This is a genomic window from Microbacterium sp. (genome assembly GCF_046295495.1).
GTDB lineage: Bacteria > Actinomycetota > Actinomycetes > Actinomycetales > Microbacteriaceae > Microbacterium.
The window spans coordinates 34229-49868 of the sequence record NZ_JBKBNC010000015.1 but is presented as its reverse complement, the minus strand read 5'-3'; the positions used below and the strand labels follow the sequence as shown (position 1 = coordinate 49868).

The following is a 15640-nucleotide window of genomic DNA, read 5'->3' as shown; positions in this document are numbered from 1 at the left end:
GCTTCGGGGCGGGACCCCTTCCCGTCGGCGGATCTCCCCCCGTCCCGGGCCGCGCCCGACGCCGGTCCGCGCATCTCCGTCGAGCGAGGGAGGCGGACGGTGGAGGACCCTCGTAGCGTGGGATTCCACCCCCCGGAAGGACCCTCGTGACTCTCGCCCGTCGCCTCGCCGCCGCCCTCTCACTCCTCGCCGCCGCCGCGCTCACCGCGTGCACGGCGACGGCGTCCCCCGACACGCCCGCGACCCCCGCCGCGTCCGTCGAGGTTCCGACCACTCCGGTGGGGGAACGGATGACGTGGATCCTGGGCGTGCTCGAGGCCGACGCCGACACGACCCCGGGGGAGTGGACGCGGGTGCTGCACGAGGACTTCCAGAAGCAGGTTCCGGCCGAGCAGGTCGCCGAGCTGATCAACCGGCAGATCCGTCCCGCCGCGCCCTTCACCGTGACCGCCTACAGCGGCGCCGAGACCCAGGCGGTCGCCACCCTCGCCGGCGCCGTGGGCGATCCCTTCGACCTGTCGCTGTCGATCGACTCCTCGGACCGCGTCACGGGGATGGTCTTCGGGCCCGTCGCCACCCCGTGGGAGCCGTCCGCCTCGCTCGAGGAGGTCGAGCAGCGCCTTCGGGAGCTTCCGGGTGAGGTGAGTGCGCTCGTCCGCCGCGGTGACGACGACGTGATCGCGATCGACCCCGAGCGCTCGGCGCCCCTGGCCTCCGTGTTCAAGCTGTACGTGCTGCTCGCGGCGGCCGAGGCCGTGGCATCCGGGGATCTCGCGTGGGACGAGACGCTCGTGCTCGACGACGCCGACCGGAGCCTGCCCTCCGGCGAGCTGCAGGACGCCCCCGCCGGCACCAAGGTGTCGGTGCGCGAGGCCGCGTCGGCGATGATCCGCATCAGCGACAACACCGCCACCGACCTGCTGATCGAGCGCCTCGGGCGCGAGCGCGTCGAAGCGGCGGTGGTGCGCAGCGGCCACGCCGATCCGTCGGCACTGGCGCCGTTCCTCTCCACGAAGGAGCTGTTCACGCTCGGGTGGGGCGACCCCGCGGTGCGCGCGGAGTGGGACGCCGCCGACGACGCGGGCAAGAGGGCGCTCCTGGACCGCATCGACGCGGCTCCCCTCGCCGTCGACGGTGCGAACGTGACCACGTCGCAGTGGCAGGACGGCATCGACTGGTTCGCGTCGGCGGCCGACGTCGCCGCGGTGCACCGCGCGCTGCAGCAGACGCAGGATGCCGAGGTGCTCGGCATCCTGAGCGAGAACCCCGGTCAAGGGCTCGACGTGGGCTCGTGGCCCTACGTGGGGTTCAAGGGCGGCTCGAGCCGGGGCGTGCTGACGGGCAGCTGGTTCGTGCGTGACGACGCGGGCGAGGCGACGGTGGTGCTGCTGATGGCCGACCCGGACGCGGAGGCGGTGTCGGCGGCGATGCCGAGCTTCTTCCACCTCGCGGAGGACGCGCTGCGACTGACGCGCTGACGGGGATCCTCACGGTCGTCGGGTCCCGGAGTGCCGCCGGGGTCCGAGCCCGTCGACCGCACCGGGACGCCCGCGGGGCGGGGTCACCCGTTCACCGGACGGAGGTCCCTGAGCCCGTCCACCGGGTCGGGACCCCCGCGGGGTGATCAGGCGTCGTCGGGATCGGGCAGCCCCTGCGCGATCCGGCTGGACGCCGCGGAGTCGCGGCCGACGCCGGGCTGGAAGCGCGCGATCGGGTCGTCGGCGTCCACGTGCGGCTCGCCGCCGTCGCCATCGGGGGCGGGGGAGGCAGGGGTCTTGACGACCTCGTCGGGGGCCTCCTCGCGGGTGAGGTCGTCGGCATCCTCCTCGCGTGCGGTGTCCTCGGTGTGGCGCGAGGTCGAACCGGGGCCGCCGGTGTCGTCGCGCTCGGTCATGCCGTCGGCGGCGCGCGTGCCGACGCCGGGCAGATCGTTCTGGCTCGAGACGTTCTGGATGCGCGCCTCGTCGTCGGGGTCGATGCGGGCGGTGCCGACGGCACCCGAGTCGGCGCCCGCGGCACCGGCGGGGATATCGGCGGGCGCTCCGTCGGATTCGGCGACGATGTTCTCTTCGTCGGCGCCGGGCATGCGGTCTGCGGGGGTGTCCATGGTGATCCTTCCGTGGGTGTGTCGCCACGCTAGGCGCGGCCGGGGGGACGGGGACCGGGGTTGACGCGACCGCGTCCCGGTCCCGGCATCCGCGTCGCGAGTCGCCTGCGGGGCGCGGCCCCGGTGTCGGAGGGGCTGGATAGGCTCGACACAGCTTCGAAAGGAACCGCAATGCAGCAGCGTCCCCTCTCTCGTACCGGCCGCGAGGTCTCGGCGATCGGCCTCGGCACCTGGCAGCTCGGCCCCGACTGGGGCGGGGTGAGCGAAGACGACGCGCTCGCGGTGCTCCGGGCCTCGGCCGACGCCGGGGTCACCCTCTTCGACACCGCCGACGTCTACGGTGACGGCCGGTCGGAGCAGATCATCGGCACCTTCCTGAAGAGCGCGGATGCCACGGGCATCACCGTCGCGACCAAGATGGGCCGGCGCGAAGACCAGGTGCCCGAGAACTACACGATCGAGAACTTCCGGGGATGGCTCGACCGCTCGCGCCGCCTGCTCGGCACCGAGACGCTCGACCTCGTGCAGCTGCACTGCCCGCCGTCGGCCGTGATCGACGACGACGCCACCTACGACGCCCTCGACCTGCTGGTGGCGGAAGGGGTCATCGCCGCTTACGGCGCGTCGGTCGAGACGATGGAGCAGGCGCTCTCCGCGCTTCGCCGCCCCCACCTGACGAACCTGCAGATCATCTTCAACCCCTTCCGCCTCAAGCCCCTCGACGAGGTGCTTCCGCTCGCGGCCGAGAAGAACGTGGCCGTGCTCGCCCGGGTGCCGCTCGCGAGCGGGCTGCTGTCGGGCAAGTACACGCACGACACGACGTTCGACAAGGACGACCACCGCACCTACAACCGCAACGGCGAGGCCTTCGACAAGGGCGAGACCTTCTCGGGCGTGCCCTTCGACGAGGGCGTCGCCGCCGCCGACGAGCTCAAGGCGTCCCTCCCCGAGGGCGTCACGCTGCCCGCGGCGACCCTGGCGTGGATCGCGTCGCGCGAGGGCGTGACCTCGGTCATCCCGGGGGCGCGTTCCGTGCAGCAGGCCACGGCCAACGCCGCCGCGGCCGACCTCATCGAGGGCGGTTTCGACCTCGAGGCGTTCGACGCGCTCGTGCGAGATGTCTACGATCGCCGCTTGCGCGCCGAGATCCACCCGCAGTGGTGACCCGCGCATGACGAAAGCCGGGCCCGTCCGTGAGGACGGGCCCGGCTCTTGGTCTGAGGGGACGTCAGCTGACGTCGCCGCGCCAGGCGCCGGACTCGGCGCCGCGCGACTCGATGAACTTCTTGAAGTTCTCGAGGTCCTTCTTGACCGAGTGGTCGTCGGCGCCGAGAGCGGCACCGGCCTTCTCGAGCAGACCGGTGGGCTCCCAGTCGATCTGGACGGTGACGCGCGTCTCGGCGTCGGAGAGGCGGTGGAACGTCACGACACCGGCGTGGTTCTCGTCGCCGCCCACGCTGTTCCACGCGACGCGCTCGTCGGGGTGCTGCTCGGTGATCTCGGCGTCGAACTCGCGCTCGGCACCGGCGATCTTGACCTTCCAGTGCGTGAGGGTGTCGCTCTTCTGCGTGATGGACTCCACGAAGCTCATGAAGTGCGGGAACTCCTCGAACTGGGTCCACTGGTTGTAGGCGACGCGGACGGGAACGTCGACGTCGATGGTTTCGATGACCTGTGCCATGGTGTCCTCTTTCTCGTGTCTTCCGGGGCTGATCTCAGTCTCAACGCGTCGCAGTCGACACGCCCCCGGGGTTGAGGGATCGCCGTCCGTGCCCTATACGGGCGTGGGTCGCTCGCTTCCCACGCATAAACGCCCTCAGCGCGCATAAACGCGGTGAGAGCGCGTTTCCGCGCGCGGATCGCGTTTATGGCTGCGCCGCAGCCGCGCGCGGCCCCGCTGTGCGGCGCGCTCGGCGCTCGGCGCTCGGCGCGCGCGGCGCAATGCCCGGCGCAATGCTCGGTGTGGTGCGCGGTGCGGCGTGGGGGCGGGACGGCGTCGGAAGGTGACGCATAAACGCCCTTAGCGCCTATAAACGCGGTGAGAGCGTGTTTCCGCGCGCGGATTGCGTTTATGGCGGTGCGGTACCGCCGCGCGTTGTGCCGCTGCGGCGCGCTCGGCGCTCGGCGCTCGGCGCGCGCGGCGCAATGTCCGGCGTGGTGTCCGGCGTGGTGCGCGGTGCGGCGTGGGGGTGGGGCGGCGTCGGAACGTCATGCATAAACGCGCTTAGCGCCTATAAACGCGGTGAGAGCGTGTTTACGCGCGCGGAATGCGTTTATGGCTGCGCGACACCGATTCGCGGCACAGCCGCGCACGTTGCGCTGCGCCGTGCTCGGTGAGGTGCGCGGTGCGGTGCGGGGCGGGACGGTGTGAGGGCGGGACGGTGCCCGGACTCCACGCATAAACGCCCTCAGCGCCTATAAACGCGATGAGAGCGCGTTTACGCGCGCGGATCGCGTTTATGGCTGCGCCGCGGTGCGGCATGCGCCGCGGTGCGGAATGCGCCGCGGACGCGGGACGACCCGCTCGACGCCGCGGCGCGGGACGCCACGCCCGCCGCGCGGGATGCCGGTCAGGCGCGGCCGCGCAGGATCAGGTGCCAGTAGACCCAGGGCAGGATGCGGCGGTCGGCGATCCACGACAGGCGGCGCTCGCGGTACAGCGACCGCCAGAACGGGACGGACGGCTGCAGACGGCCCTGCCGGTCGAACTCCGCGAACACCACCGTGCCGCGCGACACGGTGAAGGGGACGACGCTGTAGCCGTTGTACTTCGCGGACGGCGCGCCCCCGTCGAGGGCCGCGGTCATGTTCTTCACCAGGGCCTTGGCCTGCTGCCGGATCGCGCCGCCGGAACGACGTGTGGCGACCGTCGCGGCATCCCCGACCGCCCAGATCTCGGGGTAACGGCTGTGCTGGAAGGTCTCCGGGTCGACGTCGACGAACCCGTGCGGATCGTCGGATGCCGCGAGCCCGCTGCCCGCGATCCACTCCGGCGCCCGCTGCGGGGGCACCGCGTGCAGCACGTCGTAGTCCACCGTCTCCTCCGCGTCGCCGTGTCCGATCGTGAGCGTGCGGGCGGTGGCATCCACGGATCTGAGCTCGCGGCTGTAGCGGACCTCGATGCCGTACTCATCGAGCTTGCGCTGGAGCTCGCGGTCGATGGCGGGGATGCCGAAGGGCACCGGATCGGGGCACACGAAGATGACACGGATGTCGTCGCGCACACCGATGGCCCGCCACCAGTCGCACGCGAGGTACATGGGCTTCTGCGCGGCGGCTCCGCACGAGGCCGGCTCCGGCGGCTGCGTGAACACCACCGTGCCCCCGCGCAGGTCGCGGAGCACGGGGGAGGCCTTGGCGGCCAGGTCGAAGTCGTAGTTCGACACCCCCGCGGGCGACGCCATCGCCTCGGGCAGGCCCGGCACGCTCTCCCACGCCATGCGCATACCCGCGCACACGACGAGCTGGTCGTAGTCGAGGTGCCCGCCCGACACGAGGTGCACGCGTCGGGCCTCGGCATCCACCGTGAAGGCTTCGTCGCGCACCCAGCGCACCCCGGGCGGGATGACGTCGGCCTGCCGCCGCACCGCCTCCGACGCCCGGGCCGCGCCGCCGGCGATGTGCGACTGCAGCGGGGCGAAGACGTGCGTCTCGCGCGGTTCGATCACGGTGATGTCCCGGAAGCGGGCACGCTGCAGACGGCCGGCGACCGACAGGCCGGCGTTGCCGCCGCCGATCACGACGATGCGCGGGGGCGCGGTCGAGCGGGGGTCGTTCATGTGGGGGGATCCTCTCGTCCCCTTCACGGTGGCCTCCGCGCCCCGCCGGCGCCAGCGCCTTGACAGCCGAAGTCAGGCGAACGACTCCGGCGGGGCGGTGTCGTCGGCCGGCTCCGGCACGACGTACAGGCCCGTGGGCGAGTTCGCCGTCGACATGAGTGCCTCCAGCCAGGCGCGGTTCAGCGTGGGGGGACGTCCGCCGTTGAACTTGAAGACGATGTTCGCGCGCGGGTGCACCCACACCGAGGTGCGGCCGCCGCCGGTGCTGATGTCGTCCTTCCACACGAAGTAGAACGGCTCGCCGCGGCGCAGCTTGTTGCCGACGACCACCTGCAGGTGCGCGAGGAGACGGTCCTCGAAGTCGTTTCGAACGCCGCCCTCGTAGATGAACTTGCCCACGTCTTCCTCCTGCGGGCTCGGTGCCCGTCTTTCACTGTGCAATCGCTGTGCGTCGTCGGCTCCCGCGCGGCACGTCTCGCGCAACGTCGAGACCGAACGCGTCGTCGGTGGGTCGGGGTCAGAACATCCGCGCCACCTGTGCGGGGTTCTGTCCGTAGTGATCGCGGTGGTATCGCGCGAACCGTGAGGCGCTCGAGAAGCCCCATCGCCGCGCCACGTCCGCGACCGACACGGCGGTGCCCACGCGCAGTTCGTGGTGCGCTCCGCTCAGGCGCACGCGTCGCAGGTACTCGGTGGGGGTGGTGTCCAACGCGCGGCGGAACGCGTGCTGCAGCCCCCGCGAGGAGATCCCGGACGCCGCGGCGATGTCCTCGAGGGTGAGGGGCTCGCGGGCGTGCTCCTCCATGAAGGCGATCGCGCGACGGACCGTGCGCGGCGCGGCCGTACGCTGACGTGCGCGCTCCACCGCGTCGAGATAGGGCGTCGAGAACGTCGAGAGCGTCGTGAGGAGCGCGTGCCGGTGCAGCTCGGCGGCGAGGATCTCGTCGTCGTGCACGGTCGCGAGCGACGACGAGACGTGCGCGAAACTGCGTTCCCATTGCGTGGCGGCGTCGCGATCGCGCGGGGCCGGATCGAGTCGGCGCAGGACCAGGCGGTCGTCGCCGGTCGCGATGCGTGCCACGCGCTCGGCGTCGCTGCGGTCGAACACGAGGGCGCGCACGCGAGCCGACCCCGTCCAGTGCGCCTCGGTGGTGCTGTCGCTCGCCGCCCAGGGGCGCCGCGGGTCGATCGATCGCCCGCCGGCCTCGATGCGCAGGTCGTCGCCGACCACGCGGCAGGCCATCAACTGCTCGTCGACGTGGACGGAGGAGTGCACGGACGCCCCGAGCTCGTACGACACGACGGACAGATGCGGCATCTCGATCGAGCTCCACGAGAACGAGATGTCGCGCGGGTCGGCGCGCTCCAGTCGCGCGCCCGGCACGAACTGGCGCCAGACGCGCTCGACGTCGTCGATCCCGCGTGATCGGACCGTCAGAATCTGACCCATGGTGTTCCTTCCGCCGCGTCCTGGCGCGGCTCGCCGTCTGTCGAGGATCTGCGTCGCACGGGGTACGTGCACACGGCGGCGCGTCCGGGAGGGGTCTCGTCGCCGCGCGCGCGTCCGGGATGCCGGGGCGCGGGCCCGCCGTGGCCGGTGCGCACCGCGTCGCCGCGCCGTCGCCGCGCGGCCGCCCCTACGGAGCGGCGGTGACGCGTGTCAAGGGGCGGGCCGGCACCCGGTCGTCCCCGTTGGATGGAACGACCGCTGATCCCGGCGGTGACCCCCGTCCGACGGAAGGACCCCCCATGAGCGACGCTTCGATCGACCCGACCCCCGACGAGACGAACCCCGCCACCGAGGTGGGTATCGCGGGCGTGCAGCCCCTGCGCGATGGAGACACCTCCATCGAGCCCGACCCGGCGCTCGACCCCGCCCAGGCCGAGTGGGACGCGACGACCGCGCTCGACGAGGGCGTCGACCCCGAGGACATCAACCCGGCCACCGCGACGGGGGCCGACCCGGCCGAGATCGCCGCCGACGACAGCGACATCCCGCTCGAGGACATCCACCCCCAGTCCACCGGCACCGACTCGCAGGGGGAAGACCCCGGCGTGGTCGAGCTCGGCGAAGAGGGTCAGGGCGACCTCGCTCCCGAGGACTACTGAGGCATCCGCGACGCCCCGGACGCCGTCGTGGCCGCCGGGGCGTCGCGTTGCGCGGACCCGCGCAGCGGGTGCGCCTGTCCGGCCCGCGCCGCGACGCGAGCAGGTGAAGGCCGCCATCAGTCGTCGGTGCGGAAGCCCGACGCCTTGTGGGTTCCGTCGCACAACGGCTTGATCGTCGACAGGCCGCAGCGGCACAGGGCCAGGGTCCGGCGCGTGCGGGGCAGCTCGCGCCCGTCGCTCGTCTGCAGGCGCACGTCTCCGCGCACCAGGAGCGGACCGTCGGGGTAGGCGGTGATCGTGACGCGGTCGTCGGTCATCGCGCGTCCTCCTCGCGGGCGGCGCGGTATCGCGATGAGGCGCCGCGCAGTGGGCGGGCGGTCACCGCTCGTCCTCTCCGCGCAGCGAGGAGGCGCCGTCGGCCCACGCGTCGAGCATGTGCCGGCCCACTCGGTCGTCGATCATGAGGCAGGCCGCCGCTCCGAACAGGATGTCGGGGAGCAGGTCGGGGCGATCCTCGGCGAGGGCCCCGGCCATGTCGTGCGCCGCGATCTGTTCGTGCACGGCGTCGGCCTCCACGTGCTCGTCGAAGTACTCGCACACGTCGTCGCCGAACCCGAGGCGACGCAGCCCTTCCGCGTACAGGCGGTTGGGAATCGAAGAGGTCATCTCGAAGGCGGCCAGGTGTCCGACGATCGCGCCGAGAAGGCGCCGCTGCACACCGAACATCGACATGGTGTTGTGCGAGGCGAGGGTCACCGCGGGCACGTCGTCGAGGTAGGCGCCGTACGCGTCGGTGAGGCCGGCCGCGCGTACCGCGCGCGCGAAGAGGGTCGCGTGCACGCGGTCGGGGCGGCCACCGCCGTATTCATCGGACTGGATCTCCACGAGGGCCGCTTTGGCGCGCCCGGTCAGCCGCGGGATCGCCCACGAGTGCGGGTCGGCCTCGCGCAGGGTGTAGATCGTGCGGTGCACGAGGAACTCGTGCGCCTGCTCCCGGGTGGCCTTGCGCGCGAGGTGGCGGGACAGGCTCGGCCCGCCCTCCGCACCGGTGAGGGCGAAGAGCGCACGGGCCACGGCATCCGCGTTCGCGATCGGCAGAGCGGGGACCTCGACGGTGCGGCGCAGCGACGCTTCGAAGGCCGCCTCGAGCACCCGGCGGGTCGCGATCAGCGTCGGGTCCCACTCGAGATCGGCGCGCAGGGCGGGGAAGGATCCGTACGACGAGGCGTAGAGCACGAACAGGGCCAGCTGCAGATCGTCGTCGCGTTCGATGTCGGCGCACGCAGAGACGGCCGCCTCGGCGAGGGCCGTGTGCTCCGTGGCGAGGCCGTCGACGAGGTGCCGGATGACGGCCGCGCTGACGGGACCGCGCGGTCCGAACGGGAGGGCGGCGACGTCGTCTCCGAGGTCGGGCCCGACGCCGGCGTCGTCCTCGACGGTGACGTCCTCGATCGTGACGGGCGCGGGGGGAGAAGACGCAGTGGGGGGCACGATCGCACTGTGCGTCAGGGAAGGGTCGTTCGCCGAGACCCTTGACAACGGGCGCCCGCGTGACGAGGGAGCGGCCCGAGTGGGACCGCTCCCTCGCCTACGGCGCCGCGTTACTGCTCGATGAGCTGCGGGGCGCTCTCGTGCGCCTCGATCACGCCCTCGCCGTCGTCGGTGGTGACCTCGATGCGTCGGGGCTTGGCCTTCTCGCTGACGGGGATCGTCACCGACAGCACACCGTTGCGGTAAGAGGCGCTAATGCGCTCGGTGTCGATGCCCTGGCCGAGGTTGAGCTGGCGGACGAAGGACGCCGTCTCGCGCTCCCGCGTGATCCACTTCACGTCGTCGCCCGAGGCGAGGGTGCGCTCGGCGCGGATCGTGAGGAGCTGACCGTCGACGTCGATGTCCACCGAACCGGGGTCGACGCCGGGGAGGTCGGCCGCGAGCACGTAGTGGTCGCCGTCGCGGTAGAGGTCCATCGGCATGCGGCGCGGACCGCCGCCGCGCCGGACGTCGAGGAGCGTCGACGCGAGGCGGTCGAGGTCGCGGAAGGGGTCGTGGGTGGCCATGGTCGTTCTCCTTTTCGATCGGTCCGGACGTGGCATCCGGAGTTCTGAGAAGTTGAGTCGAGGACGCTCAACCTGAGGCCAGATTAGCACTCGAGGGGTGAGAGTGCCAAGCACATCGCCGCGCGATTGTGCCTCACCCCGGGCCGCCCCACAACCCCCGTGCCACACGGGCGCGGAGGCCGTTCCGTGGCCCACACGCGTCGGTCGCGGTCAGTCGACCGCTCCATCCCCCGTCGGCGCGAAAAGGAGCGACGATGTATTTCCACCGGCAGGAACTCCAGCACACGGCCACTCCCGAGAAGCCGGATGCCGTCTACGCGCGCAAACTCCAGGAGGTGCTGGGCGGTCAGTACGGTGAGATCACCGTCGCGCTGCAGTATCAATTCCAGGCCTGGAACATGCACATTCCCGGGAAGTACCGCGACCTCGTCTTCGGCATCGGCGCGGAGGAGATGGGCCACGTCGAGATGCTCGCGATCATGATCGCGCAGCTGCTCGAGAAGGCACCGCTCGGCATCACCGAGGACGCCGTGCAGAACGATCCGACGGTGGCCGCGGTCATCGGCGGCACCGACATCCAGCACGGCATCGTGGCCGGCGCGGGCGCCCGTCCGGTCGACTCGAACGGCAACCCCTGGCAGGGCAGCTTCATCACCGCCAGCGGCAACCTCCTCGCGGACTTCACCGCCAACGCCAACGCCGAGATGCAGGGCCGCGTGCAGGTCGCGCGGCTGTACCACCAGACCGACGACCACGGGGTGAAGGATCTGCTCGCGTTCCTGCTGGCGCGCGACACCATGCACCAGAACCAGTGGATGGCCGCGGCCGCCGAGCTGCAGGCCGAGGGCCTCGAGAAGCTTCCCGTGCCGAGCAACTTCCCGCTCGAGAAGGAGGAGCGCGACGTGTCGTACCAGTACATCAACTTCTCCAACGGCGCCGCCGCCGGCGAGGGCAGCTGGGCCTCCGGGCCGACCCCCGACGGCAAGGGCGAATTCTCGTACCTGCCCGAGCCGCCCGCCGGCGTGCCGATGCCCCCGCCCACGCACCCCGACGCGCGCTTCTACGGCACGACCGAGCTTCCCAACGTCGTCGAGAAGCTGGCCGGGCGCGCCCAGGACGCGCTGCACAAGGAATGAGCGGCGTCGACGTCGCGACCCCCGGCCCCGGTCGGGGGTCGCACACCGGCGCGAGCTTCCCGGCGATGCGCAGTGCCAAGGCCCCCCGGTCGATCGTGGCCGGACCCTACGGGCATCCCTTCCACCCGGTCGCCGTGACGATCCCCATCGGGGCATGGTCGTCGAGCCTGGTGTTCGATCTGCTCGGGCTCGCGGCCGACGACCCCCGCTCGTTCGCGACCGGCTCGCGGTGGTTGATCGCGATCGGTCTCGGCGGGGCGGTCGGGGCCTCCGTGCTCGGTCTGCTCGACTACTCCCGTATCCCGAAGGGAACGCCCGCACGCCGGACCGCCGTGGTCCACCTGGTGCTGAACGTCACCGCGATGGTGCTCTTCTCGCTGGGACTCGTCGTCCGGCTGCTCGACCTCGGTCGCATCCCCGGCGTGGCCGTGGCGCTCAGCCTGATCGCCTCCGCCGGCCTGAGCGTCTCGGGCTGGCTCGGGGGGAAGCTGGCGTACCGCTGGGGCGTGCGCGTGGCCGACGAGAACACGCAGCGCGAGGGCTTCGAGACCGCGTGAGCCGATCCGGACCCCGGATGCCGTGGCATCCGGGGTCCATCGGTGCGACCGCCGTCGGTGCGCGCAGGCCACCGCTGCGCGCGATCGAGCCTCCGGCGCTCGTCAGCGCGGCCGCCGGAACGGCACGCGGGCCCAGCCGCCGCTGACCGCGCCGGGGTCGTGCTGCGCGTGCAGCACCGCGCCGGTGGTGGATGCCGCGGGGCGGCGGCGCAGCCCGAGCAGGTGCTGCAGGGTGCGGATGAAGCGGTCGTAGACGCGCGGCACCAGGAACTGCAGGGGCCGGGTCACGAACTGGGCGGCGCCGACGCCGACCTCGTGTCGTGGCCCGCGCGTCACCCGCACGATCGCCCGGGCCACGCGGTCCGCCGAGACCACCGGGGGCAACGGGAACGGCGTGCGCCCGGTCGCGTTGGCCGCACGCTGGTAGATCGGCGTGTCGATGCTGGCGGGGAGCACGATCTTCACGCGGATGCCGCGGTGGGCGAGCATCTCCTGACGCAGCGACCGGCTGAAGCCGAGCAGGCCGTGTTTGGCCGCGACGTAGGACGACACGTACGGACCGGCCACCTGCGAGTACAGCGAGCCGACGAACACGATCGTTCCGCCGCCACCGGCCCGGAAGTGCGGGATCACCGCGCGCGCCGCGCGCATGTGGCCGAGCAGGTTCGTCTCGACGACGCGGTCGCGCACGGCGTCGGGGGTGTCCTCCACCGACCCGTACGAGAACACGGATGCCGAGCCCACCCACACGTCGATGCGGCCGAAGCGGGCGACCGCGCCGTCGGCCGCGCGCGCGGGGCCGTCGGGCAGTGCCAGGTCGATGGAGAGCGTCTGCACCTCCGCACCGAGGGCGCGGCAGTCCGCCGCGGCGGAGGCGAGGGCGACCTCGTCGCGCGCGACGAGCACCAGGCGCGCCCCTCGCCGGGCGAAGCGGAGCGCGGTCGCACGCCCGATGCCGCGGGATCCTCCGGTGACGACGACGACCTGGCTCATGCGGTTCCCTCCGGTGACGCGATGCTCCGCCGGCGCGACGCGAGACGGGATGGATCGCACGCTAGGCGGCGCGCCGCCGGATACCGCGGGGGTTGACGTGCGGGGCGCGAGGGCGGACCCCGGGCGGTGCGGCCGGAGCGGTCGGTCACCGCCGCGGCGTCGTGAGCGGTCGCCGTGCCGATCCGCGTCCGCGCGGCATGTCGATACCCCTCCGTCGGGCCCGCCGCAACCCCGTGTGCGGGCGGCGGTGACCGCGCGGAGGGTGGCCCGCATGACAGGCATCGAGCGGACGGACCTCGCCGGCTCACGCGACGGCGTGCGCGAGGTGGCCGACGGCGTGCTGATGATCACGCGCGCCGTGACCAACAGCTACCTCGTCGTCACCGACGACGGACTCGTGCTCGTCGACGCCGGTCTGCCGCGCAGCTGGCCGCTGCTGTGCCGGGCCCTCGAGGCGGTGGGCGGCTCTCCCGACGACATCGCGGCGGTGTACCTCACCCACGGCCACTTCGACCACGTCGGAACGCTTCGCCGTCTGCAGCGCCGCCATCGCGTCCCCCTCCACGTGCACGAGGCGGACGTCCCGCTCGTGCGGCATCCGTACCGCTACGACCGGGAGTCCTCGCGGGGGCTCTACCCGCTCTCGCATCCCGGCGGCATCCCGCTCCTGGCCCGTATGGCGATCGCGGGCGCGCTGGGCGTGCGCGGCGTCGACGCGCGGGGCGATCTGGTGCCCGGGGTGGCAGTCCTCGGGGGCCTCGTGCCCGTCGCCACCCCGGGCCACACCTACGGCCATCTGGCCCTGCACCTTCCCGACCGCGATGTGCTGTTCACCGGTGACGCCCTCGTCACCGTCGACCCGTACACCGGCCGGGTCGGCCCGCAGATCGTGGCGCGAGCGGCGACCGCCGACAGCCGCGCCGCCCTGGCCGTGCTGGCCGAGCTCACCGCCACCGCGGCCTCGACACTGCTCCCCGGGCACGGGGAGGCCTGGACGCGGGGTGTCGACCTCGCTGTCGCCGAGGCGCGGGCGACCGGCGCCCACTGACGAGAGCACGCACCGGCGACGCCCGGACCCCCACCGCCCCGCCCCGCCGATGAGCGCACCGAACGCACGAGGAGAACACGCATGAGAGCGATGACCTACCGAGGCCCCTACAAGGTGCGCGTCGAGGACAAGCCCGACCCCCGCATCGTCCACCCGAACGACGCGATCGTGCGCGTCGAACGGGCGGCGATCTGCGGGTCGGACCTGCACCTGTACCACGGCCTGATCCCCGACACCCGCGTCGGCCACACGTTCGGACACGAGTTCATCGGCCGCGTGGAGGAGGTCGGCTCGTCGGTGCAGAACCTCTCGGTCGGCGACCGGGTGATGGTGCCGTTCAACATCTCCTGCGGGACCTGTTTCTTCTGCGCCCGGGGGCTGCTGAGCAACTGCCACAACGTCAACGCGAACGCCACGGCCATGGGCGGCATCTACGGCTACTCGCACACCGCCGGCGGGTACGACGGCGGCCAGGCCGAGATGGTGCGCGTGCCCTTCGCCGACGTCGGCCCGCGGGTGATCCCCGATTGGCTGCACGACGAGGACGCACTGCTGCTCACCGACGCGTTCTCGACCGGATACTTCGGCGCGCAGCTCGGCGACATCGTCGAGGGCGACACCGTCGTGGTGTTCGGTGCCGGGCCGGTGGGTCTCGCCGCCGCCCGCTCGGCCTGGTTGATGGGCGCCGGTCGCGTCCTCGTGGTCGATCAGCTGTCCGAGCGCCTCGAGATGGCCCGCACCTTCGCCTTCGCCGAGACCCTCGACTACCGGGAGTACCGCGACATCGTGGTCGAGCTGAAGAAGCAGACCGACCACCTCGGCGCCGACGTCGTGATCGACGCGGTCGGCGCCGAGGCCGACGGCCACTTCCTCCAGCACCTCACCGGCGCCAAGCTCAAACTGCAGGCGGGCTCACCGGTCGCCTTGAACTGGGCGATCGACTCCGTCCGCAAGGGCGGGAACGTCTCGGTGATGGGGGCGTACGGACCGCTGTTCACCGCCGTGAAGTTCGGTGACGCCATGAACAAGGGCCTCACGATCCGCACCAACCAGGCCCCGGTCGCGCGGCAGTGGCCGCGCCTGCTGGAGCACATCCGCGAGGGCCGGATCTCCCCCCGCGAGATGATCACCCACCGCATCCCCCTCGAGGACATCGCCGAGGGCTACCACATGGTCTCGGCGAAGATCGACGGCCTCGTCAAGGCCGTCATCCTGCCCCCGGCCGCGTGAGAAGGAGAATCGTCATGGCATCCACCGCCGACAAGCCGACCCCGCCGCCGTCCGCAGACGACCTGCGCGCCCGGATCCCCGGATGGGGGGCCGACCTCGACCCGGCCGACCGCCCCTCCGTCCCGAAGGAGCAGCGGCTCGACATCCACGTCCCCTGGACGCTGCCGGAGCAGCAGCCCGAACCGGCGGGAGGTCGCGAGCGCTCGATCGAGCACGCCGGGCTCACCCCCGTCTTCGGCACGGCCCAGCCACTGCACGGCGTCTCCGGCGTGATCCGCCGGTACGCCTACGCGCGCTTCAGCGAGGCGCGCGCAGCGCACTGGCTGCTGCTGCTCGCGGCCGACCGGGTGGATGCCGGGGGAGCCCACGTGCGCTCGCTGGTGTCCCGGCATCCCGACGACCTGATCGCCGAGACCGGCATCCTCGCCGAGCGCCGCTGGTCGCCCCTCGCGGACCGTCGCGGCCGCGTCGACGCACGACACCACTGGATCGACCCGCTGATCGTCGTCGGACCGTGGATCGTCGCCGCGGCGGGCGGGATCGCCCTCGTGCGGCGCCTGCTCCGGTGACGCATCGTCGCGCGCGCGCCGGCGCGGCGCGACCGCCGGCACCGCACCGCGGTAG

Annotated in this window: 17 protein-coding genes; 8 read left to right on the top strand and 9 right to left on the bottom strand. The window is 72.4% G+C overall.

The annotated features are described in order from the left end of the window. Positions 1 to 146: 146 nt before the first annotated feature. Positions 147 to 1478, top strand: a complete 1332-nt coding sequence (locus ACK4LS_RS08010; protein ID WP_409715761.1) for a serine hydrolase — start codon at positions 147 to 149, stop codon at positions 1476 to 1478. Positions 1479 to 1624: 146 nt separating this feature from the next. Here ACK4LS_RS08010 and ACK4LS_RS08005 read toward each other — a convergent pair whose 3' ends face one another. Further along, positions 1625 to 2107 (bottom strand): hypothetical protein, encoded by a 483-nt coding sequence (locus ACK4LS_RS08005; RefSeq protein ID WP_409715758.1) that lies wholly within the window; start codon positions 2105 to 2107, stop codon positions 1625 to 1627. 171 nt (positions 2108 to 2278) lie between these two features. Between ACK4LS_RS08005 and ACK4LS_RS08000 the strand changes: the two genes are divergently transcribed. Then, on the top strand, positions 2279 to 3271 hold the full coding sequence (locus ACK4LS_RS08000) for an aldo/keto reductase (protein ID WP_409715755.1): 993 nt from the start codon (positions 2279 to 2281) through the stop codon (positions 3269 to 3271). Between the two features lie 64 nt (positions 3272 to 3335). Here the strand turns inward: ACK4LS_RS08000 and ACK4LS_RS07995 are convergent, their stop codons facing one another. From ACK4LS_RS07995 to ACK4LS_RS07980, 4 genes are all read right to left on the bottom strand, one after another. Next, entirely contained in the window at positions 3336 to 3788 is a 453-nt protein-coding gene (locus ACK4LS_RS07995; protein WP_409715752.1) for an SRPBCC family protein, read from the bottom strand. Between the two features lie 889 nt (positions 3789 to 4677). Further along, on the bottom strand, positions 4678 to 5886 hold the full coding sequence (locus tag ACK4LS_RS07990) for an NAD(P)/FAD-dependent oxidoreductase (RefSeq protein ID WP_409715749.1): 1209 nt from the start codon (positions 5884 to 5886) through the stop codon (positions 4678 to 4680). A gap of 72 nt (positions 5887 to 5958) precedes the next feature. Further along, complete coding sequence (locus ACK4LS_RS07985) at positions 5959 to 6285, bottom strand: ATP-dependent DNA ligase (protein WP_409715746.1); 327 nt, start codon at positions 6283 to 6285, stop codon at positions 5959 to 5961. A gap of 118 nt (positions 6286 to 6403) precedes the next feature. Beyond that, positions 6404 to 7336 carry a helix-turn-helix domain-containing protein gene (locus ACK4LS_RS07980; RefSeq protein ID WP_409715743.1) on the bottom strand — a complete coding sequence of 311 codons (933 nt, stop codon included), beginning with the start codon at positions 7334 to 7336 and terminating at the stop codon, positions 6404 to 6406. A gap of 299 nt (positions 7337 to 7635) precedes the next feature. On the opposite strand from ACK4LS_RS07980, the gene ACK4LS_RS07975 reads away from it, so the two are divergent. Next, positions 7636 to 7995 carry a sugar ABC transporter ATPase gene (locus tag ACK4LS_RS07975; RefSeq protein ID WP_409715740.1) on the top strand — a complete coding sequence of 120 codons (360 nt, stop codon included), beginning with the start codon at positions 7636 to 7638 and terminating at the stop codon, positions 7993 to 7995. A 116-nt stretch (positions 7996 to 8111) separates the two neighbouring features. Here ACK4LS_RS07975 and ACK4LS_RS07970 read toward each other — a convergent pair whose 3' ends face one another. From ACK4LS_RS07970 to ACK4LS_RS07960, 3 genes are all read right to left on the bottom strand, one after another. Beyond that, positions 8112 to 8312 carry a CDGSH iron-sulfur domain-containing protein gene (locus tag ACK4LS_RS07970; RefSeq protein WP_409715737.1) on the bottom strand — a complete coding sequence of 67 codons (201 nt, stop codon included), beginning with the start codon at positions 8310 to 8312 and terminating at the stop codon, positions 8112 to 8114. A gap of 61 nt (positions 8313 to 8373) precedes the next feature. Further along, a complete protein-coding gene (locus tag ACK4LS_RS07965; protein WP_409715848.1) occupies positions 8374 to 9342 on the bottom strand; it encodes an iron-containing redox enzyme family protein in 969 nt (322 codons plus the stop codon). A gap of 254 nt (positions 9343 to 9596) precedes the next feature. Further along, positions 9597 to 10052, bottom strand: a complete 456-nt coding sequence (locus ACK4LS_RS07960) for an Hsp20/alpha crystallin family protein (RefSeq protein ID WP_409715734.1) — start codon at positions 10050 to 10052, stop codon at positions 9597 to 9599. Between the two features lie 254 nt (positions 10053 to 10306). Between ACK4LS_RS07960 and ACK4LS_RS07955 the strand changes: the two genes are divergently transcribed. Next, on the top strand, positions 10307 to 11188 hold the full coding sequence (locus ACK4LS_RS07955) for a manganese catalase family protein (protein WP_409715731.1): 882 nt from the start codon (positions 10307 to 10309) through the stop codon (positions 11186 to 11188). After that, a complete protein-coding gene (locus ACK4LS_RS07950; protein ID WP_409715728.1) occupies positions 11185 to 11745 on the top strand; it encodes a DUF2231 domain-containing protein in 561 nt (186 codons plus the stop codon). The genes ACK4LS_RS07955 and ACK4LS_RS07950 overlap by 4 nt, the downstream gene beginning before the upstream one ends. 102 nt (positions 11746 to 11847) lie before the next feature. Here ACK4LS_RS07950 and ACK4LS_RS07945 read toward each other — a convergent pair whose 3' ends face one another. Next, complete coding sequence (locus tag ACK4LS_RS07945) at positions 11848 to 12738, bottom strand: SDR family NAD(P)-dependent oxidoreductase (RefSeq protein ID WP_409715725.1); 891 nt, start codon at positions 12736 to 12738, stop codon at positions 11848 to 11850. A 271-nt stretch (positions 12739 to 13009) separates the two neighbouring features. Between ACK4LS_RS07945 and ACK4LS_RS07940 the strand changes: the two genes are divergently transcribed. From ACK4LS_RS07940 to ACK4LS_RS07930, 3 genes are all read left to right on the top strand, one after another. Beyond that, positions 13010 to 13786 carry an MBL fold metallo-hydrolase gene (locus tag ACK4LS_RS07940; protein ID WP_409715722.1) on the top strand — a complete coding sequence of 259 codons (777 nt, stop codon included), beginning with the start codon at positions 13010 to 13012 and terminating at the stop codon, positions 13784 to 13786. A gap of 81 nt (positions 13787 to 13867) precedes the next feature. Next, positions 13868 to 15016 carry a zinc-dependent alcohol dehydrogenase gene (locus ACK4LS_RS07935; RefSeq protein ID WP_409715719.1) on the top strand — a complete coding sequence of 383 codons (1149 nt, stop codon included), beginning with the start codon at positions 13868 to 13870 and terminating at the stop codon, positions 15014 to 15016. 14 nt (positions 15017 to 15030) lie between these two features. After that, positions 15031 to 15585 (top strand): hypothetical protein, encoded by a 555-nt coding sequence (locus tag ACK4LS_RS07930; protein ID WP_409715716.1) that lies wholly within the window; start codon positions 15031 to 15033, stop codon positions 15583 to 15585. Positions 15586 to 15640: the final 55 nt, after the last annotated feature.